This window comes from Rhodoferax sp., assembly GCF_018063565.1.
GTDB lineage: Bacteria > Pseudomonadota > Gammaproteobacteria > Burkholderiales > Burkholderiaceae_C > Rhodoferax.
This window is the reverse complement of sequence record NZ_JAGPBB010000006.1, coordinates 26,643-51,146: the sequence shown is the minus strand read 5'-3', so window position 1 is coordinate 51,146 and position 24,504 is coordinate 26,643. Positions and strand designations below refer to the sequence as shown.

At 59.0% G+C, this 24,504-nt stretch carries 23 protein-coding genes; 1 reads left to right on the top strand and 22 read right to left on the bottom strand.

What is annotated here, in order from left to right:
* Positions 1-5: 5 nt before the first annotated feature.
* From glmM to KBF66_RS02805, 4 genes are all read right to left on the bottom strand, one after another.
* On the bottom strand, positions 6-1,346 hold the full coding sequence (glmM, locus tag KBF66_RS02820; RefSeq protein WP_296651895.1) for a phosphoglucosamine mutase: 1,341 nt from the start codon (positions 1,344-1,346) through the stop codon (positions 6-8).
* A gap of 44 nt (positions 1,347-1,390) precedes the next feature.
* Positions 1,391-2,251, bottom strand: a complete 861-nt coding sequence (gene folP / locus KBF66_RS02815) for a dihydropteroate synthase (RefSeq protein ID WP_296651890.1) — start codon at positions 2,249-2,251, stop codon at positions 1,391-1,393.
* 44 nt (positions 2,252-2,295) lie between these two features.
* Positions 2,296-4,218 carry an ATP-dependent zinc metalloprotease FtsH gene (ftsH, locus tag KBF66_RS02810; RefSeq protein ID WP_296651888.1) on the bottom strand — a complete coding sequence of 641 codons (1,923 nt, stop codon included), beginning with the start codon at positions 4,216-4,218 and terminating at the stop codon, positions 2,296-2,298.
* A 124-nt stretch (positions 4,219-4,342) separates the two neighbouring features.
* On the bottom strand, positions 4,343-5,011 hold the full coding sequence (locus KBF66_RS02805) for an RlmE family RNA methyltransferase (RefSeq protein ID WP_296651885.1): 669 nt from the start codon (positions 5,009-5,011) through the stop codon (positions 4,343-4,345).
* 38 nt (positions 5,012-5,049) lie between these two features.
* Between KBF66_RS02805 and KBF66_RS02800 the strand changes: the two genes are divergently transcribed.
* Entirely contained in the window at positions 5,050-5,523 is a 474-nt protein-coding gene (locus KBF66_RS02800) for a YhbY family RNA-binding protein (RefSeq protein ID WP_296651880.1), read from the top strand.
* On the opposite strand, the gene KBF66_RS02795 is transcribed toward KBF66_RS02800, so the two are convergent.
* The 18 genes from KBF66_RS02795 to frr all read right to left on the bottom strand — a co-directional run bounded on the left by KBF66_RS02795 (position 5,514) and on the right by frr (position 24,488).
* Entirely contained in the window at positions 5,514-5,951 is a 438-nt protein-coding gene (locus tag KBF66_RS02795) for a DUF4149 domain-containing protein (RefSeq protein WP_296651876.1), read from the bottom strand. The genes KBF66_RS02800 and KBF66_RS02795 overlap by 10 nt on opposite strands.
* Positions 5,952-5,966: 15 nt before the next feature.
* Entirely contained in the window at positions 5,967-6,443 is a 477-nt protein-coding gene (greA, locus tag KBF66_RS02790) for a transcription elongation factor GreA (protein WP_296651872.1), read from the bottom strand.
* A 137-nt stretch (positions 6,444-6,580) separates the two neighbouring features.
* Positions 6,581-9,880, bottom strand: a complete 3,300-nt coding sequence (carB, locus tag KBF66_RS02785) for a carbamoyl-phosphate synthase large subunit (RefSeq protein ID WP_296651869.1) — start codon at positions 9,878-9,880, stop codon at positions 6,581-6,583.
* Between the two features lie 68 nt (positions 9,881-9,948).
* Positions 9,949-10,626 carry a leucine efflux protein LeuE gene (gene leuE / locus KBF66_RS02780; RefSeq protein WP_296651867.1) on the bottom strand — a complete coding sequence of 226 codons (678 nt, stop codon included), beginning with the start codon at positions 10,624-10,626 and terminating at the stop codon, positions 9,949-9,951.
* Positions 10,623-11,810 carry a glutamine-hydrolyzing carbamoyl-phosphate synthase small subunit gene (gene carA, locus KBF66_RS02775; RefSeq protein WP_296651864.1) on the bottom strand — a complete coding sequence of 396 codons (1,188 nt, stop codon included), beginning with the start codon at positions 11,808-11,810 and terminating at the stop codon, positions 10,623-10,625. The genes leuE and carA overlap by 4 nt, the downstream gene beginning before the upstream one ends.
* Before the next feature lie 169 nt (positions 11,811-11,979).
* Complete coding sequence (locus KBF66_RS02770; protein WP_296651954.1) at positions 11,980-12,783, bottom strand: RNA methyltransferase; 804 nt, start codon at positions 12,781-12,783, stop codon at positions 11,980-11,982.
* On the bottom strand, positions 12,780-13,397 hold the full coding sequence (gene rnhB / locus KBF66_RS02765) for a ribonuclease HII (RefSeq protein WP_296651953.1): 618 nt from the start codon (positions 13,395-13,397) through the stop codon (positions 12,780-12,782). Before rnhB ends, KBF66_RS02770 begins: the two co-directional genes overlap by 4 nt.
* A gap of 34 nt (positions 13,398-13,431) precedes the next feature.
* Positions 13,432-14,580, bottom strand: coding sequence for a lipid-A-disaccharide synthase (gene lpxB / locus KBF66_RS02760; RefSeq protein WP_296651863.1), 1,149 nt, complete (start codon positions 14,578-14,580; stop codon positions 13,432-13,434).
* A gap of 23 nt (positions 14,581-14,603) precedes the next feature.
* A complete protein-coding gene (lpxA, locus tag KBF66_RS02755) occupies positions 14,604-15,398 on the bottom strand; it encodes an acyl-ACP--UDP-N-acetylglucosamine O-acyltransferase (RefSeq protein WP_296651860.1) in 795 nt (264 codons plus the stop codon).
* Positions 15,399-15,409: 11 nt separating this feature from the next.
* Positions 15,410-15,856 carry a 3-hydroxyacyl-ACP dehydratase FabZ gene (fabZ, locus tag KBF66_RS02750; RefSeq protein ID WP_296651857.1) on the bottom strand — a complete coding sequence of 149 codons (447 nt, stop codon included), beginning with the start codon at positions 15,854-15,856 and terminating at the stop codon, positions 15,410-15,412.
* Entirely contained in the window at positions 15,853-16,851 is a 999-nt protein-coding gene (lpxD, locus tag KBF66_RS02745) for a UDP-3-O-(3-hydroxymyristoyl)glucosamine N-acyltransferase (protein ID WP_296651854.1), read from the bottom strand. Before lpxD ends, fabZ begins: the two co-directional genes overlap by 4 nt.
* Positions 16,852-16,871: 20 nt before the next feature.
* Positions 16,872-17,390, bottom strand: coding sequence for an OmpH family outer membrane protein (locus tag KBF66_RS02740; protein WP_296651852.1), 519 nt, complete (start codon positions 17,388-17,390; stop codon positions 16,872-16,874).
* Positions 17,390-19,690: an outer membrane protein assembly factor BamA gene (bamA, locus tag KBF66_RS02735; protein ID WP_296651849.1), complete on the bottom strand. Its 2,301-nt coding sequence runs from the start codon at positions 19,688-19,690 to the stop codon at positions 17,390-17,392. Before bamA ends, KBF66_RS02740 begins: the two co-directional genes overlap by 1 nt.
* Before the next feature lie 48 nt (positions 19,691-19,738).
* Complete coding sequence (gene rseP / locus KBF66_RS02730) at positions 19,739-21,097, bottom strand: RIP metalloprotease RseP (protein ID WP_296651845.1); 1,359 nt, start codon at positions 21,095-21,097, stop codon at positions 19,739-19,741.
* A gap of 19 nt (positions 21,098-21,116) precedes the next feature.
* The gene (gene ispC / locus KBF66_RS02725; RefSeq protein ID WP_296651841.1) at positions 21,117-22,328 is read right to left on the bottom strand and encodes a 1-deoxy-D-xylulose-5-phosphate reductoisomerase; all 1,212 of its coding nucleotides are present in this window, start codon (positions 22,326-22,328) and stop codon (positions 21,117-21,119) included.
* Positions 22,325-23,182 carry a phosphatidate cytidylyltransferase gene (locus KBF66_RS02720; protein WP_296651838.1) on the bottom strand — a complete coding sequence of 286 codons (858 nt, stop codon included), beginning with the start codon at positions 23,180-23,182 and terminating at the stop codon, positions 22,325-22,327. The genes ispC and KBF66_RS02720 overlap by 4 nt, the downstream gene beginning before the upstream one ends.
* A 9-nt stretch (positions 23,183-23,191) precedes the next feature.
* On the bottom strand, positions 23,192-23,920 hold the full coding sequence (gene uppS, locus KBF66_RS02715; RefSeq protein ID WP_296651836.1) for a polyprenyl diphosphate synthase: 729 nt from the start codon (positions 23,918-23,920) through the stop codon (positions 23,192-23,194).
* Positions 23,921-23,927: 7 nt separating this feature from the next.
* Positions 23,928-24,488: a ribosome recycling factor gene (gene frr / locus KBF66_RS02710; RefSeq protein ID WP_296651832.1), complete on the bottom strand. Its 561-nt coding sequence runs from the start codon at positions 24,486-24,488 to the stop codon at positions 23,928-23,930.
* Positions 24,489-24,504: the final 16 nt, after the last annotated feature.

Here is a 24,504-nt window from a genome sequence, read left to right as displayed (position 1 = left end):
GCTGATCAGGCCTTCGGCTGCATCAGCGTCTGCGCGATGCGCTGGGCACAGTGGCGTGCCAGCTCCGCACTGCGCGCCTCAACCATCACCCGTAGCAATGGTTCAGTGCCACTGGCGCGAATCAGCACCCGCCCGTTGTCACCCAGTTCAGCCTCGACTGCTCGCTGCGCTGCGGCCATCTCGGTGTTGGCCCGCCAATCCTGGCCCGGTTGCAGCCGCACATTGAGCAGGGTTTGCGGAAACAACTGCACATCAGACAGCAGTTCAGCGAGCTGTTTGCCGCTGCGCACCATGGTTTGCAGCACCTGCAAGGTCGAGATCAGGCCGTCACCGGTGGTGTGTTTATCCAGTGCCAGCAGATGCCCCGAGCCTTCGCCGCCAAGCAGCCAGCCACGTTTTTCCAGTTCTTCGAGTACATAGCGGTCGCCCACCTTGGCGCGCACAAATGCCACACCGCGCGCTCTGAGCGCCACCTCCACGGCCATGTTGGTCATCAGTGTTCCGACCGCTCCTGGCACGGCCTCACCCCGACGCAATCGGTCATCGACCATCAGGTAAAGCAGTTCATCGCCATTGAACAAACGACCCTGAGCATCAACCAGCTGCAGCCGGTCTGCGTCACCGTCCAGCGCGACACCCAGATCGGCACGATGTGTCTTGATGGCCTCAACCAGGGCTTGTGGGTGGGTGGCACCAAAGCCCTGATTGATGTTCAGGCCGTCCGGCGCGCACCCGATCGCGATCACCTCGGCACCCAGCTCGTGGAACACCTTGGGGGCAATGTGGTAAGCGGCACCGTGCGCTGCATCCACCACAATGCGCAGACCCCGCAAGGTCAGGTTGTTGGCAAACGTACTTTTGCAGAACTCAATGTAGCGGCCTGCTGCATCGTCCAGTCGTCTGGCCTTGCCCAAGTTGGCTGAATCCGCCCACACCGGATCCTGGGCCAGCGCCGCTTCGACCTCGACCTCCCACTCATCAGGCAACTTGGTTCCTTGCGCACTGAAAAACTTGATCCCGTTGTCATCAAACGGGTTATGGCTCGCACTGATGACCACCCCCAGCGAGGCACGTTGCGCCCGCGTCAGATACGCAACACCGGGGGTTGGCAAGGGACCCAACAACACCACATCGACACCAGCCGAATTGAAACCACTCTCCAGTGCGCTCTCGAGCATATAGCCCGAAATACGCGTGTCCTTGCCGATCAGCACCGTGGGGCGTGACTCGGTTCGTTTGAGTACTTGCCCCACGGCGTGGGCCAGATGCAATACAAAATCGGGCGTGATCGGCCTTTTACCCACGGTGCCGCGGATGCCATCGGTTCCAAAATACTGTCTGCTCATGTTGTGTTCCATCCCTTGTTCAATCTGTGCCTCGTGCAGCGCAATTATCGGGCCGCCTCCAGCACCCGAAGCATCTGAACGGTTTCTTTCACATCGTGTACCCGCACTACCGAGGCTCCGCGCTGCACTGCCAGCAAGGCTGCCGCAAGACTTGGCACCAAGCGTTGATGGACATCAAGACCCGTAGCCGCAGCGCCGCTCACGGTCATACCCGCCAAGGATGACTTGCGCGACCACCCGAGCAACAGCGGGTAGCCGGCAGCCAGCAGTTCACGTTGCCGCGACAACAAGGCGAAGTTCTGCGCCACGGTCTTTCCAAAACCAATGCCGGGGTCCAACAAAATTCGGGTCTTATCGATCCCTAGCCCAATAACTGTATTTGCTGAACGCTCTAGAAAACAGAGTACTTGTGGCACCACATCCCCGTGCATCGGTGAGACCTGCATGGTTTGTGGCTCCAGATGCATATGCATCAGACAGACGCCACAGTTGGGATGACCCGCAATGGCCTGTGCTGCGCTCGGCGCCGCAGAATCAGGAGACCAACGCAAAGCCCAAACATCGTTGATGATGTCAGCACCCAGATCGAGCACCGCCTGCATGACCTGCGGTTTGTAGGTATCAACCGACACCGGTACTCCCAGACGCACTGCCTCACGCACCACCGGCAGCACCCGTGCCAGTTCGTCCTCCAGCGCAAGCGGTGTGGCACCAGGACGGGTCGACTCACCGCCGATGTCCAGTAAATCGGCACCCTCCAGAACCAGCTGCTCACAATGCCGCAGCGACGCAGCAGCAGAGTAGTGCGCACCACCGTCGGAAAATGAGTCGGGCGTGACATTCACAATCCCCATCACTTTCGGGGTGCTCAGGTCAACGCGAAATCGGGTGGTTTGCCAGTACATACGAAAAACGGGGCCGCAGCCCCGCTTCAATGTGGTTAAAACGGTCAGGCGGCGTGTGGCGCCGTGTCAGTCTTCACCGCTGGGGTGCCGCCGCCAGTGCCACCCTCAGAGCCAGTGGGCGGCAGACGAGGACTCCAGTCTTTCGGCGGTCTTGGTTCTTTGCCGGCCATGATGTCGTCGAGCTGGTCGCTGTCGATGGTTTCCCATTCCAGCAATGCCTTCGCCATGGCGTGCATGTTGTCGCTATGCTCTTCGATCAGGCGACGCGCCAGGGCGTACTGCTCGTCGATGATGCGGCGCACTTCGGCATCGACCTTTTGCATGGTGTCTTCACTCATGTTGGTGGTTTTGGTCACAGATCGACCCAAAAATACTTCACCTTCGTTTTCAGCATAAACCATCGGCCCCAGGGCGGCGGTCATGCCATAGCGCATCACCATGTCACGGGCGATGTGCGTGGCACGTTCAAAATCATTGCTGGCACCGGTGGTCATCTGGTTCATGAACACTTCTTCGGCGATGCGCCCGCCAAACAGCATGCTGATCTGGTTCAGCATGTAGTCCTTGTCGTAGCTGTAGCGGTCTTGCGCGGGCAGACTCATGGTCACACCCAGCGCACGCCCGCGCGGGATGATCGTGACCTTGTGCACCGGGTCACACTTGGGCAGCAGTTTGCCAATCAGGGCGTGACCGGATTCGTGGTAAGCGGTGTTGCGGCGCTCCTCTTCGGGCATGACCATGCTCTTGCGCTCGGGTCCCATCAGGATTTTGTCCTTGGCCTTCTCGAAGTCCTGCATTTCCACCGTGCGGGCATTGCGCCGTGCCGCCATCAACGCGGCTTCGTTGCACAGGTTGGCCAGATCAGCACCACTCATGCCGGGCGTGCCACGGGCAATCACCCCGGCATTGACATCCTGGTTCAGGGGAATTTTGCGCATGTGCACATTCAGAATCTGCTCACGACCACGAATGTCGGGGAGTGTCACGTACACCTGGCGGTCAAAACGACCGGGGCGCAGCAGGGCTGCATCCAGAATGTCAGGACGGTTGGTGGCCGCCACCACAATCACCCCCAGATTGGTCTCGAAGCCGTCCATCTCGACCAGCATCTGGTTGAGGGTCTGTTCACGTTCGTCATTGCCCCCCCCAAGGCCTGCGCCCCGCTGGCGACCGACCGCGTCGATTTCGTCGATAAAAATGATGCAGGGCGCATTTTTCTTGGCGTTCTCGAACATATCGCGCACACGGCTGGCACCGACGCCCACAAACATTTCGACAAAGTCCGATCCAGAGATGGAAAAGAATGGCACTTTGGCTTCGCCGGCAATGCTCTTGGCCAGCAAGGTCTTGCCGGTACCGGGGGGGCCAACCAACAGCAAACCGCGCGGAATGCGACCGCCGAGTTTCTGGAATTTGGCCGGATCTTTCAAGAAGTCAACCACCTCCTTGACCTCTTCCTTGGCCTCGTCGCACCCTGCCACGTCGGCGAAGGTCACGGTGTTGGTGTTCTCGTCGAGCAGACGCGCCTTGCTCTTGCCAAAACTGAAGGCCCCGCCCTTGCCACCGCCCTGCATCTGGCGCATGAAATAAATCCACACCCCGATCAGCAGCAGCATCGGGCCCCAGCTCACCAGCAGCGTCATCAGCAACGAGCCTTCTTCGCGCGGGCGCACATCAAACTTCACATCATTGGCGATCAGGTCACCCACCAACCCCCGATCCAGGTAGGTCGCAGTGGTGCGCACTTTACGATCATCGGTGGTCACAGCGATGATTTCGGTGCCGCTTTGGCCTTCCTGAATGACGGCGCTTTTGATCCGGTTGTTGCGTACTTCATCCAGAAAATCAGAGTAGCCCAGATAACCGGCGCCCACGCTGGGACGGGTGTCAAACTGCTTGAAAACAGTGAACAATACCATCGCAATAACCAGCCAGACAGCAATTTTGGAAAACCACGGATTGTTCAAGCGAAACTCCAATAGGGACTCATGACAGATTCACACCGAATCTAGGCCGGGATTTTAGGCGGTTCACTCAAACACGCACCGTGGTTTTGACGTATCAGCCACAGCCTTTGCATGGAAATGCACATTATCTGAGCGTCTTGCCCACAAAAAAAGTCTCAGCCGACTTGTCGCGCGAGGCTTTGGGCTTGATGCGCTTGACGCTGGCAAACACGTCATTGAAGCGTTTGAACAACGGTTCGTAACTCGCGCCATGAAAGACCTTGGCCACCAGCGCACCCTGCGGCTTCAAATGGTCCTGAGCAAACGCCAACGCCAGTTCCACCAATAACTCAATGCGCGCAGCGTCGCTCGACGCGATACCCGAGAGATTGGGCGCCATGTCCGACAGCACCACATCGGCCCGTTGCCCCTGCATCTGGTTGGCCAGTTGCGCCAGCACTGCATCGTCGTGGATGTCGCCTTGAATGAACAGTACGTCTTCGATTGGCTCCATGGGCAAGATGTCCAGCGCGATGATCCGACCATTCAATGCGCCAGCTGCGGCACCACCGCCGGTTGCCGTTCTGGGTGAGAGTTTGCGCCGTGCGTACTGACTCCAGGCTCCAGGGGCAGAACCCAGGTCCACCACCAGATGGCCAGGTTCGATCAGGCGCAGAGTTTCGTCAATCTCCTTGAGCTTGTAGGCGGCCCGAGCACGATAGCCGTCCTTTTGCGCCAGTTTGACGTAGGTGTCGTTGACATGGTCGTTCAGCCATGCCCGATTCACCTTGCTGCTTTTCACTGCTGATTTCATGGAATTCCAAAGAGTTTGGCGTCACCGATAATACGGCCATGCCCCAAATTCAACTTACCCCTGCGCAGCGCAAAGTGCACCGCGCCGATGCCCATCACCTGGACCCGGTTGTCATGATCGGCGGCGACGGCCTGACCGACGCGGTCAAGAAAGAAACCGATGCTGCCCTCAAGGCGCATGGCCTGATCAAGGTACGCGTGTTTTCAGACGAGCGCGCAGCCCGCGACGCGATGCTGGCCACCCTGGCCGATGAGCTTAACGCGGCACCGATCCAGCATATCGGCAAATTGCTGGTGCTGTGGCGTCCCATGCCCGAGCGCGAGAAAGTGCTGGACGAAGACCGCATGCCGGGTCCGCGCGACGTCAAAGTGCTCAAATTCAGCAAGCGCGGTGGCCAGCGCCCCGAGGTGAAAACCCTGCGCGTGCTGGGCAACCAGCGGCTGACCACTGGTGGCCAGATCAAGCGCGCGAAAAAGAAGCCCGTCAGCATCAAGAAACGCAATCAGGATTGAGCCACTGCGCCGTTTTGCCGCTGCAAACGCGCAAATACCACACCGGCGCAAACCCACTGCAGCACATATAAACCGGTGCCCACGCTGTGCCACAGGCGCAGGTTGTCGCGGGCGATGATGCGCGGTGCCACCGCAAACTCTGACAGCAACGCAAGCAGCATCCCGAGGATAATAAAAACAGTAGCGCTATGTGTACGTCCTGATTGGGCTAGAGGTTGATTTTCCCTGTCATTCAGCAGCAGCAAGAGGCCGCACACCACCGCCACCCAGGTTTGCGCTGCAAACAGCTTGGCCGCCATGTTCCCGGCCAATGCGGGTGACGGCAGGTGCGCAAACAGCATGGGCACCACATAGAAACCAACCGTGCTCAGACTGCCCCACCACAGCGCAGCAATCCAGACCGAGCCGCGAGCCAGCACCTGCCTCAACTTGGGACTACCGGCTTAGATGTAGCTGACGCTGACGACCTCGTAGCGACGCAAACCGCCGGGTGCCTGAAATTCAGCCACATCGCCCTCTTCCTTGCTGATGAGTGCCCGGGCAATCGGGCTGTTGATGTTGAGCCGACCCAGTTTGATATCGGCCTCGTCTTCGCCGACGATCTGATAGGTGACCTTGTCACCGCTGTTCTCATCCTCCAGCTCAACGGTGGCACCAAACACCACGCGCCCGCCCGCATCAAGCGCTGCAGGGTCAATGATCTGGGCCGCCGACAGCTTGCCTTCAAGCTCCTGAATGCGGCCTTCGACAAAGGCCTGTTTGTCTTTGGCAGCGTCGTACTCGGCGTTTTCACTCAGGTCGCCTTGCGCGCGGGCTTCCGAAATGGCGTTGATGACGGTGGGACGCTCGATCGTCTTGAGCCGATGCAATTCGGCTTTGAGCGCCTCTGCGCCGCGCTTGGTGATGGGAAGGGTCGCCACTGTCAACTCCGTGAAAAATCAAATGCTACAAAATGAAACCGCCGAACGTTACCGTGCGGCGGTGAACGCGGATTATGCCGCGAAAGCCTCGACTTCAACCAGATTCGCTGCTCAGAATCTCATGACGCCCCATGCGTTCAGAGCATCAACTGCGCGTGCATCTCCTGCACCGAAATCACGTCTAGATCATCCATGTAGCGCATGCCCTCCACGGCGGCTTCAGCTCCGGCGATGGTGGTAAAGGTGGTGACTCGCGAAAGCAGCGCGGTGGTGCGGATCTGCCGTGAGTCAGCAATGGCGTTGCGCCGCTCTTCCACGGTATTGATGACCAGGATGATCTCGTCGTTTTTCATCATGTCCACAATGTGCGGTCGGCCTTCGGCCACCTTGTAGACCGAGCCACAGGGCACACCGGCGGCGTTGATCGTTGCGGCCGTGCCCTTGGTGGCAATCACCACAAAACCCATGGCCACCAGCGATCTGGCCACCTCAATGGCACGCGGCTTGTCGCTGCCTTTGACCGAGATAAACACCTTGCCGCTGGATGTGCCGTCTGGCAGGTGCGCCCGTGGCAGCTTGGTCTGCGCGCCCATTTGCGACTTGACAAAGGCCTCGCCAAAGGATTTGCCCACGCCCATCACCTCGCCGGTCGATTTCATCTCCGGGCCGAGAATGGTGTCGACACCGGGGAACTTGACAAACGGAAACACAGCTTCCTTCACACTGAAATAAGGCGGAGTCACCTCGCGGGTGATGCCTTGTGAAGCCAGCGTCTGCCCGACCATGCAGCGTGCGGCCACCTTGGCCAGTTGAATGCCGGTGGCTTTGGACACAAACGGCACCGTTCTCGACGCCCGCGGATTGACCTCCAGCACATAAATCACGTCTTTGTCATCAATGTGCTGAATGGCGAACTGCACATTCATCAAGCCCACCACATTGAGTGCCTGAGCCATGGCGCGGGTCTGGCGCTTGATCTCAAGAATGGTCTCGGCAGCCAGGCTGTAGGGCGGCAACGAACACGCCGAGTCGCCGCTGTGCACACCGGCTTGTTCGATGTGTTCCATCACACCGCCAATAAAGGTCTGGCCTTCAGTGTCGCGCACGCAGTCCACGTCACATTCAATCGCATCGTTCAAGAAACGATCCAGCAGCACCGGGGAATCATGGCTAACCTTGACCGCCTCGCGCATGTAGCGCTCAAGGTCGCGCTGCTCGTGCACGATTTCCATGGCACGGCCGCCCAGCACGTAGCTCGGGCGCACCACCAGCGGGTAACCCAGCGCGGCAGCCTTTTCCAGCGCCTCAGGTTCGGTGCGGGCGGTGGCGTTGGGCGGCTGCAGCAGTTGCAACTCATGCAACAGTTTCTGGAAACGCTCACGGTCTTCGGCCGCGTCGATCATGTCTGGGCTGGTACCGATGATGGGCACGCCATTGGCTTCCAGGCCGAGCGCCAGCTTCAGGGGCGTTTGGCCGCCATATTGCACGATGACGCCGGTGGGTTTTTCTTTCTCGACGATTTCCAGCACGTCTTCTAGCGTCAACGGCTCGAAATACAGGCGGTCTGAGGTGTCGTAGTCGGTCGAGACCGTTTCGGGATTGCAGTTGACCATGATGGTCTCATAGCCGTCTTCGCGCATGGCGAGCGCCGCGTGCACACAGCAGTAATCAAACTCGATGCCCTGGCCGATCCGGTTGGGGCCACCGCCCAGCACCATGATCTTTTGTCGATTGGTTGGCTGCGCTTCACACTCGGAGCCTTGCGCCTCGTAGGTGGAGTACATATAGGCGGTGTTGGTGGCAAATTCCGCGGCGCAGGTGTCAACCCGCTTGTACACCGGACGCACACCCAGCGCGTGGCGCCGCGCACGCACGGCGGTGTCGGTGGCTTTGAACTGCTTGGCCAGCCGCCGGTCAGAAAAACCCTTTTGCTTCAAGGCACGCAGCGTGGCGGCGTCGATGCTGTCGAGTGCGGTGCCAATCGGTGGCTGTGGCAGGCGCTCAATCTCGAGTTCGATCTTGACGATCTGCTCAATTTGCACCAGAAACCATTTATCGATCTTGGTGATGTCATGCACTTCATCCAAACTCCAGCCAGCCGCAAAGGCATCGCCGACGTACCAGATGCGGTCCGGGCCGGGCTCGCCCAGCTCTTTCTCAAGCAGTTCGCGGTCCTGGGTCTTCTCGTTCATGCCATCCACACCCACTTCGAGGCCGCGCAGGGCTTTCTGGAAAGACTCCTGGAAGGTGCGGCCCATCGCCATCACCTCGCCCACACTCTTCATCTGGGTGGTCAGGCGGCTGTCGGCAGCGGGAAACTTCTCAAACGCAAAACGCGGAATCTTGGTGACCACGTAGTCGATGCTGGGCTCAAACGATGCAGGCGTGGCACCGCCGGTGATTTCGTTCTTGAGTTCGTCCAGCGTGTAGCCCACCGCCAGCTTGGCCGCCACCTTGGCAATCGGGAACCCCGTGGCTTTGGACGCCAGCGCGCTGGAACGGCTAACGCGCGGGTTCATCTCGATCACCACCATGCGGCCATCCGCCGGGTTGATGGAAAACTGCACGTTGGAGCCACCCGTGTCGACACCAATCTCGCGCAGCACCGCCAGGCTGGCGTTACGCAAAATCTGGTACTCCTTGTCGGTCAGCGTCTGCGCGGGCGCGACGGTGATCGAGTCGCCGGTGTGCACGCCCATGGGGTCCAGGTTTTCAATCGAGCATACGATGATGCAGTTATCCGCCTTGTCGCGCACCACCTCCATCTCGTACTCTTTCCAGCCGAGCAGCGATTCTTCAATGAGCAGCTCGTTGGTGGGCGAGGCTTCCAGACCCCGTTTGCAGATGGTCTCAAACTCCTCGGGGTTGTAGGCAATGCCGCCACCGGTGCCGCCGAGCGTGAAGCTGGGCCGGATCACCGTGGGGAACCCCACCTTTTTCTGCACACCCCAGGCTTCATCCATGCTGTGGGCAATGCCGGATCTGGCCGAGCCCAGCCCAATCTTGGTCATCGCGTCCTTGAACTTGAGGCGGTCTTCGGCTTTGTCGATGGCCTCGGGCGTGGCGCCAATCAGTTCCACCGGTTTGCCCGTGGCCGCACCGGTGTATTTGTCCAGCACACCGTTGTGCCACAAATCCAGCGCACAGTTCAGCGCGGTCTGGCCGCCCATGGTGGGCAAAATCGCATCCGGGCGCTCTTTGGCAATGATCTTCTCGACCGTTTTCCAGGTGATTGGCTCGATGTAAGTCACATCGGCCGTGGCCGGGTCGGTCATGATGGTGGCCGGGTTGCTGTTGATCAGGATGACCTTGTAACCCTCTTCGCGCAGCGCCTTGCAGGCTTGCACGCCAGAATAGTCAAACTCGCAGGCTTGGCCGATGATGATGGGGCCCGCGCCAATGATCAGAATGCTTTGAATGTCGGTACGTTTTGCCATAATTTTGTATTAAAACTGCCTCTAGCCCAATCTTTATAAGCGCAAGCAGCTCCTTTATTTATAACTAATCAACTGAGGCTGGCCGTGGCCAGTTTGCTGCCAAACCACACAAACAGGCCACCCACCAGGCTCGACAGGCCACCCGACAGTCGTTTGCGCTGGCTGAAGGTTTGTGCCAATCGGGCGCCTGCAAAAATCAGCACCGTGAGGTAGGCCGCGCTGAAGCCCATCAAAATGACGCTCAAAATCAGAAACGGCACCTCGGGCTGGGCGTAGGCCGGATCAATAAACTGCACAAAAAACGACAGCAAAAACAAAATCGCCTTGGGGTTGAGCAGGCTGATGACCAGCGCGCGACGAAACGGCCGCTGTAGATGGGCTGCTGTGGCCACCGGGGAAGCGGCCTCAGCGCTGACCACTACCGGTGCATCAGCCGGGCGGCGCAGCCCCTTGAGCGCGCCCGACAGCAAATTCAGCCCGATCCAGAACAGATAGGCCGCACCAACATACTTCACCACCATGAACAGCGCCGGATGCGTGCGCAACAGGCTGGCCGCGCCCAGGGCAGTACATAGCAGCAACACCGTGTCGCCGACAAAAACGCCATAAGCCCCCTGAAACCCGGCACGCACGCCGCGTGCAGTGGCCACACTCAGCACGTACAACGAATTGGGACCGGGCAGCAGGATGATGCCAAAGGCACCCACCACGTAGGTCCACAGGTCAGTCACGCCATAAAAGCTCACGCACGCGCCTCCATCGAAGCAATGAAGCGGTCAAACAGGTAGCCAATATCGTGCGGGCCGGGTGACGCCTCGGGGTGGCCTTGAAAACAGAATGCCGGTTGGTCGGTGCGCTCCAGACCCTGCAAGGTGCCATCAAACAGGCTGACATGGGTGGGGCGCAGATTGGCGGGCAAGGTTTTTTCGTCCACCGCAAAACCATGGTTCTGGCTGGTGATGGACACACGGCCGCTGTCCAGGTCTTTGACCGGATGGTTGGCGCCATGGTGGCCAAACTTCATCTTGAAGGTTTTGGCACCACTGGCCAACGCCATGATCTGATGCCCCAGGCAGATGCCAAAGGTGGGGATGCCGGCGTCGATCAACTCCGCGGCAGCGGCAATGGCGTAGTCACACGGCTCTGGGTCACCCGGGCCGTTGCTCAAAAAGATGCCATCGGGCTGGAGTTGCTTTGCCGCTGGCGCGGAAGTTTGCGCCGGAACTACGGTGACGCGGCAGCCACGCTGCGCCAACATGCGCAAGATATTTTTCTTCACGCCAAAGTCGTACGCCACGACATGAAACCGTGCATTGGCTTGCTCACCATAGCCGGGCTGACCATTCAATGCCGGGTTGAACAAGGCCCACTCGGTCTCGGTCCAGGTGTATCGCTCGGGGCTGGACACCACCTTGGCCAGATCCGTACCTGCCATTGCTGGGGCAGTCTTGGCCAGCGCCTGGGCTTTGGCAATGGCTTGGGACGTCACTGCCGCACCGGCTGCCAGCGCCAGAATGCAGCCGTTTTGTGCGCCACCGCTGCGCAACTGGCGCGTCAATTGGCGTGTGTCGATATTGGCAATGGCCACCGTGCCTTCGGTCACCAGGTAGTCACTCAGGCTCTGGGTTGAGCGGAAATTGGAGGCCAGCAGCGGCAGATCCTTGATGATCAAGCCGGCGGCGTGAACCTTGTCAGCCTCCACGTCCTGTGCATTGGTGCCGGTATTGCCAATGTGCGGGTAAGTCAGCGTGACGATCTGCTGGCAATAACTGGGGTCGGTGAGGATTTCCTGGTAACCGGTCATGGAGGTGTTGAACACCACTTCACCGACCGTGGAGCCTGCTGCCCCGATGGAATTGCCGATATAGACCGTGCCGTCTGCGAGCGCCAGGATGGCGGGTGGGGTGTTTCCCTGAAGGGACAAAAGCACTGGGATCTCCGAATAGGTTACGGGTACGCCCATGCCTGCTCAAGAGTTGCCTCTTGGGGGAACGATAAGGGGATGGGGCTTGGGCTGCGAAAGAGCGTACGCGGACTGCAAAACAGGCGGTGAGTATAGCCGAGGGGTGGTGCCGCATCGCGCTACACCGCCACTAGCATCAGGGTTTACCCGCAAGCCCCAACAGTCCTGCACTGGCGCTGGCGTGCAGGCAAATCGCCGCCGCACTGGCCACATTCAATGATTCTTCGCCACCCGGCTGGGCGATGCGCACCCACTGACTGGCCAGCGTCTGCAAGGCGTCACTTACACCCTGCCCTTCATGTCCAAGCGCCCATGAACATTGCGCTGGAAGCTCTCTTGCTTGAAGCAAATCGTGCAAAAAACGTCCTTGATGCGAGCTGGTGACCAGCAGTGGCAGTTGCATTGACCCCAGCAGCGCCAGATCTGTGCCTTCGATCAACTGCAGACCCCAATGCGCCCCCATACCGGCGCGCAGCACCTTGGGGCTCCACAAGGCTGCCGTCCCCTTGAGCGCAATGATCTGCCTGAAACCAAAGGCCGAGGCACTGCGCAGGATGGCGCCAACATTGCCGGCGTCCTGCACCCGGTCCAGAATGACACTGGCAGCGTGCGGCTGCAGCGGCGGTGTGGCGGGCAGATCAAACACAAAACCCATACGGGAGGGTGACTCCAGCGCACTCAGCCCGGCGTACTCGCTGTCAGAAATCACCACATTTTTTGTAGCAGCTTTCTGATACTGGCTTTGCGCTAGTGGCCAGAATGACTCTGAAAATACGCCAAATTGAGGCGTCACCCCACGCGCCAGTGCCGCGCGCAGCAAGTGGTCGCCCTCGGCCCAGAAACGGCCCTGCTTGCGGTAATCGGTGTTGCCGGTGGCCAGACGGCGCAGTTCTTTGAGCCAGGCGTTGTCGCGCGAGCTGATGTGGGTCGGCGCGTTCATGCTGTCGCCATGGCTGTGGCCGACGCCAGCGCTTCGCTCACTGGCCGAAAGCTCCTGCGGTGTTGCGGGCAAGCACCCTGCTCCTTCAGTGCCGCCAGATGCTGTGCCGTCCCATAGCCCTTGTGCCGGGCAAAACCATAGGCAGGGTATTGCTGGTCAAGCTCCAGGCACAGGCGGTCGCGTGTGACTTTGGCCAGGATGGATGCGGCCGAGATCGCCGCCACCAGGGCATCACCCTTGACCACCGCCTCGCCGCGCATCGGCAAGCTCGGCAGTCGATTGCCATCGACCAGCACCAGTTTGGGTGCCAGGCGAAGACCCTCCACAGCGCGGCGCATGGCCATCAGCGTGGCTTGCAGGATATTGAGCTTGTCAATTTCATCCACACTGGCTTGCGCCACGGAAAAACACAGGGCACGGGCGCGGATCTCGTCAAACAGGCGCTCGCGCTTTTTCTCCGTCAGCATTTTTGAGTCAGCCAGCCCGGCAATGGGTTTCAAATCGTCCAGAATCACCGCTGCTGCCACCACCGGCCCAGCCAGCGGACCGCGTCCAGCCTCGTCCACACCGGCGATCAGACCGTTCGTGCCCCAGGTCAGCGCCAGCTGTCGCATATTGGGTTGACGCAGGGCGCGGGGTTTCTTGCGTTTAAGGCTGGATGACTTGGGCGATGGCATGAGCGGCAAGTTGCGGAGTGTTGCGTTGCAATTGATGGTGCAGCGCGGTAAAACGTTGTTCAAGTTGCGTTATTTTCGCAGCAGGCGCGATCAGCCAGGCCAGCACCTCATGTGCCAGCGCCCGCGGTGTAGCCGCGTCCTGCAGCAGTTCCGGCACGACAAATTCGCCACTCAGAATATTGGGCAGCCCCACCCAGGGCTGCAGCCGTTTACGGCGCATGATCTGCCACGACAGGCTGCCCATGCGGTAGGCGATCACCATAGGCCGTTTGAACAAGGCGGCTTCCAGCGTGGCGGTGCCACTGGCAATCAGCGTGACATCACACGCCGCCAGCACCGCGTGTGACTGACCCACCACCACCCGCACCCGGTCTTGCAGTCCACAGGCTGCTGCCGCGGCCACGATGCGATCACGCAACAAGGGCACCGCAGGAACTATGCATTGAATAGCTGGAAGTGCTTGTCGGATCAGCGCTGCAGCCTGAAAAAACGTGTTCGCGAGATGGCGCACCTCGGACTCGCGGCTGCCCGGCAAAATCGCCAGCACCGGCGCGTCGGCGCTTAGCCCGAGCTGCGTGCGCGCCAAAACACGGTCGGACACCATGGGGATCACGTTGGCCAGTGGATGGCCGACATAGGTGGCGGCAATGCCATGCTGCGCCAGCAGCGCCGGCTCAAAAGGGAAGATGCACAGCACATGATCGACGCTGCGCTTGATTTTCTCCAGCCGCTCCGCGCGCCAGGCCCAGACCGAGGGGCAGACAAAGTGCACGGTCTTGATGCCCTGCTGGCGCAGCGCGGCTTCAAGGTCAAGGTTGAAATCGGGTGCATCGACACCAATAAAAATGCCAGGCGGGTTAGCCAGCAGGCGCTGTTTGAGCTGATTGCGAATGCCCAGGATCTCCCGGTAGCGGCGCAGCACCTCCCAGCCGAAGCCGTGCACGGCCAGTTTGTCGTGCGGCCACCAGGCCTCGAAGCCGCGCCGGGCCATCTGCGGTCCGCCGATGCCAAAGCTATGCAGATCAGGCCAGCGCTGGCGCATGCCGTCGAGCAGCAAGCCCGCCAGCAGGTCGCCCGAGGTTTCACCGGCAACCAGGGCGGTGTTCAGCGCGGCAGACACAAGGCAGGCCGGAGAAACAGGCGCTAGCGCACGATCCCGCGCTGCGCCGAGACCTGATCCAAAAATGAGAGCATCATCTGCACGTCAGGCGTGCGCTGGGGCTCACTTTTATCAAGCTCTGCGATGCGCTCGCGGGCCGCCTGTAGGGTCAGGTCTTCGCGGTACAAGGCTTTGTGCATGGCCTTGACGCCGGCCAGACGCTCTGGCGAGAAGCCGCGCCGGCGCAAGCCCTCGTAGTTCATCGACCGCGCCGAGGCGGGTTGGCCCTGGCACATCACAAAGGGCGGAAGGTCAGCAAGCAGAACCGAACTGATGGCCGTCATGCAGTGTGCGCCAATACGCACGAACTGATGCACGCCGGTAAAGCCACCCAGAATGGCCCAGTCACCCACATGCACATGGCCGGCCAGCGTGGCATTGTTGGCAAAGATCGTGTGATTACCGACCTGGCAGTCGTGCGCCAGATGGACATAGGCCATGATCCAGTTGTCGTCACCGAGTCGCGTAACCCCGGCATCGCCTGGCGAGCCGATGTTGAAACTGCAGAACTCGCGGATGGTGTTGCGGTCTCCAATCACCAGTTCACACGGCTCACCGGCGTATTTTTTGTCTTGCGGAATGGCACCCAATGAGGTGAACTGAAAAATTCGGTTGTCGCAACCGATGGTCGTGTGGCCCTCGATCACCACATGCGGGCCGACCGTGGTGCCAGCGCCAATCTTGACGTGCGGGCCGATCAGGCTGTAGGGACCAACGCTGACATTGCTGTCAAGTTCGGCGCCCGGATCGACGATGGCGGTGGGGTGGATGGCACTCATGGCGTGGCCCATCAACTCACTTTGCGCATGGCGCAGGTGAGCTCTGCCTCGACCGCCAGGTCGCCATCGACCAGCGCACGCACCTTGAACTTGAAGATGCCCGCCTTCATGCGCAGCAACTCGGCCTCCAGGATCAACTGGTCACCCGGCTCCACCGGGCGCTTGAAGCGTGCGGCTTCGATGCCAGCAAAGTAATACACCATGTCGTCCGTGGGCTGGGCATCCAGCGCGTCAAACGACAGCAAGGCAGCCGCCTGCGCCAGCGCCTCGAGCATCAGGACGCCGGGCATGACCGGGCGATGCGGAAAATGGCCCTCAAAAAAAGGCTCGTTGATGGTGACGTTTTTCAGCGCCCGAATCGATTTGCCCTTGTCAATACTCAAGACCCGGTCCACCAGCAAAAACGGGTAACGGTGCGGCAGTTTTTTAAGTATTTTGTGGATATCCATGGTACTCATTCGGGAGGATGGGTGTGGTTCTGCGCTTTGAATTGGGACTCCAGCATGCGGATGCGCTCACGCAGACTGGCCAGTTGCTTGACCACGGCGGCGTTTTTTTCCCAGTTGGCGTTGTCGTCAATCGGGAACATGCCGGTGTAATGGCCGGGTTTGCGGATGGAGCGGGTCACCACACTGGCCGCCGAGATGCTGACTCCGTCGGCCAGACTCAGATGCCCCAGCACAATTGCCCCGCCACCCACCGTGCAATGCGCACCAATATCGGCGCTTCCTGCCACGCCGGCGCAGCCCGCCATGGCGCTGTGTGCCCCGACGCGCACGTTGTGGCCGATCTGAATCAGGTTGTCGAGCTTGACGCCGTCTTCAATCACTGTGTTGTCCAATGCGCCACGGTCGATGCAGGTATTGGCACCGATCTCAACATCGTTGCCAATGACCACCGCGCCAAGCTGCTCGATCTTTTCCCATTGACCCTGGTTGGGGGCAAAGCCGAAGCCATCGGCACCGATCACCACGCCGCTGTGCAGCAGGCAGCGCGCCCCGATGATGCAGTCCTCGCCGATCGTGACGCGCGACTTGAGCACAGTGTCGGCACCAATGCGCGCACCGCGTTCAATCACACACAAGGGGCCAATTCTGGCACTGGGCTCAATCCGGGCAGACGGATCGACCACCGCGCTCGGGTGCCGGGCCGGCCCCATGGGCATCGCTATCGAGCGCTTCCACAGCTGGGTCAGACGGGCGAAATACAGGTAGGGTTGGTCGGTGACAATACACGCGCCCCTGACCCGGGCCGATGCCTCAAACTCGGGATGGACAATCACGCAAGCTGCCGCACTGCTGGCCAGCTGGCTCTGATACTTGGGATGGCTCAAAAAGCTGATGTGCTGCGCACTGGCGGATTGCAGCGGCGCCAATCCAACAATCAGTTGCTCGGCATCACCATACAGGTCACCACCCAGAGCTTCAACAATGGCGCCTAAACGCAGCGGCACGCGCGATCAGCCGGCTCGGCTCATTTGCCGTTGGTGGAGTTCAAGGCCTTGATCACCTTGTCGGTCATGTCATGTTTGGGGTTGACATACACCGCGTCCTGGAAAATAAAGTCGTACTTTTCAGCCACGGCAATTTCCTTGATGACCTTGTTGGCGCGCTGAATCACCAACTGCAACTCTTCATTTTTGCGGGAATTGAGGTCTTCCTGAAACTCACGGCGCTTGCGCTGAAACTCGCGGTCCTGATCGACAAGCTGTTTTTGCTTGCTCAAACGTTGCGCCTCAGGCAAGGTGGGTGCATCTTTCTCGAACTTTTCGGCCATCGCCTTGACGTTGGCCCCGAGTTCGGTCAGTTCTTTTTCACGCTTGGAGAACTCCTGCTCCAGCTTGGTTTGTGCTGCCTTGGCGGTGCTGGCCTCCTTGAGGACGCGATCGGTGCTGACAAACCCTAGCTTGACCGCCTGATCCTGTGCTTGCGCCGACACTGCCAAACAGCCACCGAGAAGCGCAACCGCGCACTGGCGAAGAAAATAGTTCATTAGAAACTGGTCCCAATCTGAAATTGCATGCTCTGGATTCTATCGTTGTCGTACTTGCGAATCGGTTTGGCAAACGCCAGACGCAGTGGACCGACCGGCGAAATCCAGCTCAGGCCAACCCCCACCGACGCACGCACCTTGTCCGCATCCTGGTTGATGGCCAGTCCGTCATCGTCGCCGCCCACCATGCCCATGTCGAAAAATCCGTACATGCGCAAGCTGCGGTCGTTACCGGCGCCGGGGAACGGCGCCAATACCTCGGCGTTGATATTGAACTTGCGCGAGCCACCCACGGCGCTGCCACTGACGTCACGCGGACCCAGACTGCCCTGCTCAAACCCGCGCACCGAACCCAAACCGCCACCGTAAAAATTCTTGAACACCGGGTAAGAGCGCCCGCCAAAAGATTTGCCCCAACCAATCTCGCCGTTGAAAGCGGCGGTGAACTTCTTGCTCAAAGGCAGGTATTGCTGGTACTGATAAGTGGTGCGCAGGTAACGTGCGTCGCCCGCAAAAGACCATTCGGCATTGACGCGTTGCATCGTGCCGCTGGTGGGTGCCAAAGCGCTGTCACGACTGTCGCGTGACCACCCAACGGTGAAAGGCACGCCGATACTTTTTTCGCCGTATTCGTCAATGTAGTCCTGATACGAAGTGGGCAAAAGAGTCCCCGGCTTGATGGTGATCTGCTCAACGCCGGCACCGAAGAATACGGTATCGATCTCGGTAAACGGAACGCCAAAACGCAACGCGCCACCGGTGGTGATCAATTTGTAGTAATCAGGATCTTCGTAGGGGCTGGTGGTCTTGTGATAGACGTCGATGGTTCGGGAAACCCCATCCTCGGTAAAGTAAGGGTCGGTGGTATTGAGCACCAATACCCGATTGATCTTGCTGGTGTTGACCTGAATACCCAGCGAGTTGCCGGAACCAAAAGCGTTGTCCTGCTTCAGTCCAAACGACAAACCCAGCCCGTCTCCGCTGGAATATCCCGCCCCAAGTGTCAGACTGCCGGTTGGTTTTTCCACCACATTCAAGGTCAGGTCGACCTGATCAGGTGCCCCGGGAACCTCCTGGGTCTCCACCGATACTTCGCCAAAATACCCGAGACGATCAACCCGGTCCCGCGAGCGGCGAATCTTGTCGCCGTCGTACCACGATGACTCGAGTTGCCGGAACTCGCGACGCACCACCACGTCACGGGTTCGGGTATTGCCCGCGACATTGATACGCCGCACATAGGCGCGACGCGACGGGTTGGCACTGAGATACAGCACCACCTGATTGGTGACGCGATCTACCTCTGGCCTGGCCTCGACACGTGCAAACGCATAACCAAAATCGCCAAAATAGTCGGTAAACGCTTTGGTGGTCTTGGCAACCTCATCAGCGTTGTAGGCTTCACCCGGGCGAATGGTGACCAAAGTCTTGAATTCGTCGTTCTTGCCAAGGTAGTCACCTTCAAGTTTGACGCTACTGACGACAAAACGCTCACCTTCGGTCACATTGACGGTGATGCCAATGTCTGTTTTGTTCGGTGCAATGGCGACCTGGGTGGAATCCACCTTGAATTCCAGGTAGCCACGTGATAGATAGTAAGAGCGCAGTGTTTCAATGTCCGCATTGAGTTTGGCACGCGAATACCGATTGGACTTGGTGTACCAGGACATCCAGTTGCCCGTGTCAAGGTCAAACAAGTCGCGCAATGTGGACTCATCAAATACTTTGTTTCCAACAATGCGGATGTCACTGATGTTGGCGGGCTCGCCCTCGACCACGGTGAAAGTCAGATTGACGCGGTTGCGCTCGATCGGCGTCACGGTGGTGATCACCTGGGCAGCGTACAGACTGCGATTGATGTACTGACGCTTGAGTTCTTGCTCGGCACGGTCCAGTTGTGCCTTGTCAAACGGTTTGCCATCGCCCAATCCCACATCACGCATCGATTTGATCAGAACATCTTTGTCAAACTCTTTGGTACCCACAAACTCGACTTCTGCCACGGTAGGCCGCTCTTCCACCACCACCACCAGCACATCGCCGTTGACCTCGATGCGAACGTCTTTGAACAAACCCAGGCTAAACAGGCTGCGAATGGCGGCCGAACCCTTGTCGTCGCTGTAGGTGTCGCCCACCTGTACCGGCAAGGAAACAAAAATGGTTCCTGGCTCGACGCGTTGCAAACCTTCGATCCGGATGTCGCGCACCTTGAAAGGTTCGACGGCCAACGCAGGCTGGGCACAAAGAACAACAGAAACCAAAGCAGAAAGCGTGCTCAGGCGAAAGCGATTAAATTGCATGTTGTGATGATCAAATGAACGATGTGGCGTCAGTTGCAAAGACACCGGTTAACCTAACAAGCGGGTGACGTCGTTAAAAATAGCCAACGACATCATGGCCGTCAACAAGGCAATACCGCCTCGCTGAAGGCGCTCCATCCAGCGCTCGGTCACCGGCTTGCCGGTGACGCCCTCCCAAAGATAATACATCAGGTGACCCCCATCAAGCACCGGCAAGGGCAGCAGGTTCAACACCCCCAGGCTGACACTGATCAAGGCGAGGAAAATCACATACTGCGTCAAACCCAGTCCCGCTGATTTGCCGGCATAGTCTGCGATAGTTAACGGCCCGCTGATGTTTTTGAGCGACGCCTCGCCGATGAGCATTTTGCCCATCATGCGCAGCGTCAGCAGCGACACGTCCCAAGTCTGCTCCAACCCGCGCCACAAGCCCTCGATCAAGCCGTAACGCACCATCAGCATCTCGGGTGGGGTACCGATGTAAGCGCCAATACGGCCAATACTCTGTGTCCCTTCCATCACAATGCTGGGCGTCAGGGTGACGTCGAGCTGACGGCCTTGTCGTTGAATCTGCCAGTTTTGCGCTTGGACTGCACCAGAGACAGCCGATTGACGAATGAACTGGCGCAACTGCTGCCCATCGATGATCTTCAGACCATTGATACTAAGTACCACATCACCTTGGGTCAAGCCCGCCTGCGCGGCAGCACCACCCGCCATCGTCTCGCCAATCATGGGACGGGTGAATGGTCCGCTCAAACCCAGCCGTGCAAACAGTTGGGCATCGACCTCCCGGGTGTCAATGTCAGAGAGCTTGAGCAGCACTACACGTTGGCCGCCCGACTGACCCTTCAGTGTCAACTGCAAGTCCTCATGTTGCAACACCCCCCGTGTCACCCACCAGCGCACATCCTCGTAGGATTGAAGGTCCTGCGCTTCACCATCGCCCAGGGCAGCCGCCAGCACCCTGTCGCCCCCGACAAGTCCGGCCTCGGCAGCCAGCGTGCCACTGCCAGGCTGCGCCAGGACGGCCGCCGGCAAGTCCACACCAGCCCAGTTCACCAAAGCATAAAACACCACCGCAAGCAAAAGATTGGCCACCGGCCCCGCAGCGACAATCGCCGCCCGCCGTGGCAGGGTTTGCGTGTTGAAGGCCATGTGTCGTTCAGTTAGCTCAACCACCCCCTCACGCTCATCGAGCATCTTGACGTATCCCCCAAGAGGAACCATGGCAACAACAAACTCGGTGGCTGAACCGCGGGCTTGCCAACGAAACAAGGGTCTGCCAAAACCAATGGAGAATCGCAAAACTCTGACGCCGCACGCTACGGCTACCCGGTAATGGCCATACTCATGAACAGCGATCAACAGGGATATCGCGATCAGGAAAGCCGCAAGCGTCAACATGGATCAGAACCCAAACCCTTCAGGTGGCAATGCGTGCCAGCACGCGTTGCGCAGTGCGCCTGGCCAGCGCATCCAAGGCCAACAGGTCCTCGAGTGAATCCGGCATGGAGACAGCAACACCGGACAACGTCTCATGATTGACGGTATGAATCTGGTCGAAACGGATGACCCCGGCCAAAAAGGCCGCCACCGCGACTTCATTGGCCGCATTCAGCACTGCCGGCGACCCGGCCGGCGCCCGCAAAACCTCCCAGGCCAGTTTCAGGCCGGGAAAACGCTGGGGATGACCGTGTGCGTCCAAAGACTCAAAGCTCAGGTCCTTCATGACCGAAAAATCCAGTGCATCGGCACCCGAAACAATGCGATCAGGCCACGACAGGCCGTAGGCAATGGGGACTTTCATGTCAGGAGTGCCCAGTTGCGCCACCACCGAATGGTCCCGGTACTGCACCATGGAATGGATCACACTCTGGGGATGGATCACCACCTCGATCTGCTCCGGTTGGACACCAAACAAATAACGCGCCTCGATCACCTCCAGCGCCTTGTTCATCATGGTGGCCGAGTCGACAGAAATCTTCCGGCCCATGCTCCAGTTGGGGTGTGCACAGGCCTGCTCTGGCGTGAGGCTGGCAAACAATGCCGGATCGGTTCGCCGGAACGGGCCCCCTGAAGCCGTCAAGATGATCTTGTCGATTTGTGCCGGCCACAGCAGAGGGTCGGCCGGCAAAGACTGAAACACCGCAGAATGCTCACTGTCAATAGGCAGTAGTTTGGCACCTCCGGCACTGACCGCCTTAAGAAAAAAATCACCGCCAACCACCAACGCTTCTTTGTTGGCCAGCAGCAATCGCTTGCCACTGCGGGCCGCCGCCAAACAGGAGGCCAGGCCAGCGGCACCAACAATGGCCGCCATCACGATGTCCACCAAGGCATGACTTGATATCAAGTCAATAGCACTTAATCCAGATAAAACTTGGGTGGAAAGCCCATTTTGCTTGATTTTTTCCGTCAATTGGCCCGCTGCCTGCACATCGGCCATCACTGCAAACACGGGCTTAAACTGGGCGCATTGCGCCAGCATCTTGTCGACTTGCGTGGCAGCGCTTAGCGCAAACACCTCAAAACGCTCGGGATGCGCAGCGATAACCGCCAGGGTACTGACACCGATCGATCCGGTGGAACCCAAAATGGCAACGCGCTTCCGGTGTGATTCGATGTTATCGGTCATGGCAGGTTTGCATAAACGTAAAGCATCATGGCCAGCGGTAATGTAGGCAGCAAGGCATCGATGCGATCCAGTACACCACCGTGTCCGGGTAACAGACCGCTGCTGTCTTTGACACCGGCGCTGCGTTTGACCAAAGACTCAACCAAGTCCCCCACGACACTCATCAGCGACAAGAACACAGCCACGAGCAACAGCAACCCCCAACCATGCTGTCCCACCACCGTATAAAGACTGGGTACCTGCGCCATGTTCACGGCATCGGCATATTGCCAGCCAAACGCCAGCACGACAACGCCCAACATGCCGCCCCAAACACCTTCCCAGCTTTTCCCCGGGCTGATTGACGCTGCCAACTTGCTGCGGGTGAACTTTCCGCCAAACGCCCGACCAGAAAAATAGGCCCCAATGTCAGCCACCCAAACCAGCGCCAAGACCGACATCAAAAAATTGACTCCCACCAATCGCGCCTGAACTACCGCCAGCCAGGTCAGGCAAAGGGCCAACCAACCCAGACCGAGTCGCAGCGATCTCGAATGTCCCGACCATGCGGCGACACCGGTTCTGAGTACCCAGGCACCTGTCAGCACCCATAGGGCACCGGCGGTAAGCCACAAGGCCACCATGGTTTGCTGCAAAAAGCCAGACCACCAGACACCGCCACAAACCCCTAGACACAACACCGGTCCTGCCAGGGTCCCGATAGCCGGCGCGTCATTCATCCTGGCCCATTCCCACCCGGCTGCAGCGATGACGAGCAGCATCAGCGCAGAAAAGACCCTGGCGTCAGGATACAGTACCGCCGGTATCAACACCAGCAGCAGCGCCAATGCGGTGATCACGCGTTGTTTGAGCATTTGGCGCCTTTAAGCCAAGTCGCTCGAGGCGGACGCAACCATGATCTGCTCTGAGGTTTTGCCAAAACGTCGCTGCCGACTCGCGTAGTCGCCGATGGCGAGGTCCAGCGCGCCTTCATCAAAATCAGGCCAAAGCACATCAGAAAAAAAGAACTCGGCATAGGCAGATTGCCACAGCAGGAAATTGCTGACCCGCAACTCGCCACCCGTGCGAATCACCAAGTCCGGATCAGGCACATGGGCCAGTGCCATCGCCTGGCTCAAGCGCTCTTCGGTTGGCAAGGCACCGTCTCGTGCCAACTGGGCAGCAGCCTGGACAATGTCCCAGCGACCACCATAATTGAAGCAGATGTTCAGGACCAAGCGCTTGTTCCCGGCAGTTGCCGCCACAGCGTCTTCAATGCCGCGCAACACCCGCGTCGATAGGCCATCGCGCTCTCCGACAAAATGCAATTGCACACCATCGGCATTCAGTTGTGACACTTCCCGTCCCAATGCCAGTGCAAACAGATCCATCAAGCCCGACACCTCATCGGACGGACGCTGCCAGTTTTCGGACGAAAAGGCAAACACGGTCAAAACCTTCACACCCCGGCTATCACAGGCTTTGGCGCAGCGCTTCAGGGATTCAACGCCTTGTCGATGCCCTGCAATACGTGGCAAAAAACGCTTGCTGGCCCACCGGCCATTGCCATCCATCACAATGGCAATGTGCCGGGGTACCGATTGCTGCAACATGGCCAGATCAAACCGCCATGATGTCGTGTTCTTTGGCAACCACCAACTGATCGATCGCAATAATGTGTTTGTCGGTGACCTTTTGAATATCGGTCTCGCACCGCTTTTGCTCATCTTCAGAGGCAAGCTTGTCCTTGACCAGCTTTTTGATGGCTTCGTTAGCGTCGCGGCGCAGGTTACGCACGGCAATTTTGGCGTTCTCACCTTCCGAACGCACCACTTTGGTAAGTTCCTTGCGACGCTCTTCCGACATGGGTGGCATCGGAACGCGGATCAAGTCACCCATGGATGACGGGTTCAGACCCAAATCACTGTCCCGAATCGCCTTCTCAATCTTTGCGCCCATGCCCTTCTCCCAGGGCTGAACACTCACGGTTCGAGAATCCAGCAACGACACATTGGCGACCTGACTGATGGGTAGCATCGAACCATAGTAATCAACGTGCACCGAATCCAGCAAAGCGGGGTTGGCACGACCAGTACGAATCTTGGTCAAGTTGTGCTGAAACGCGGCGATGGACTGGTCCATTTTGGTCTCGGCGGTTTTTCTGACATCTGTGATTGGCATTTTTCTCTCCTCAATC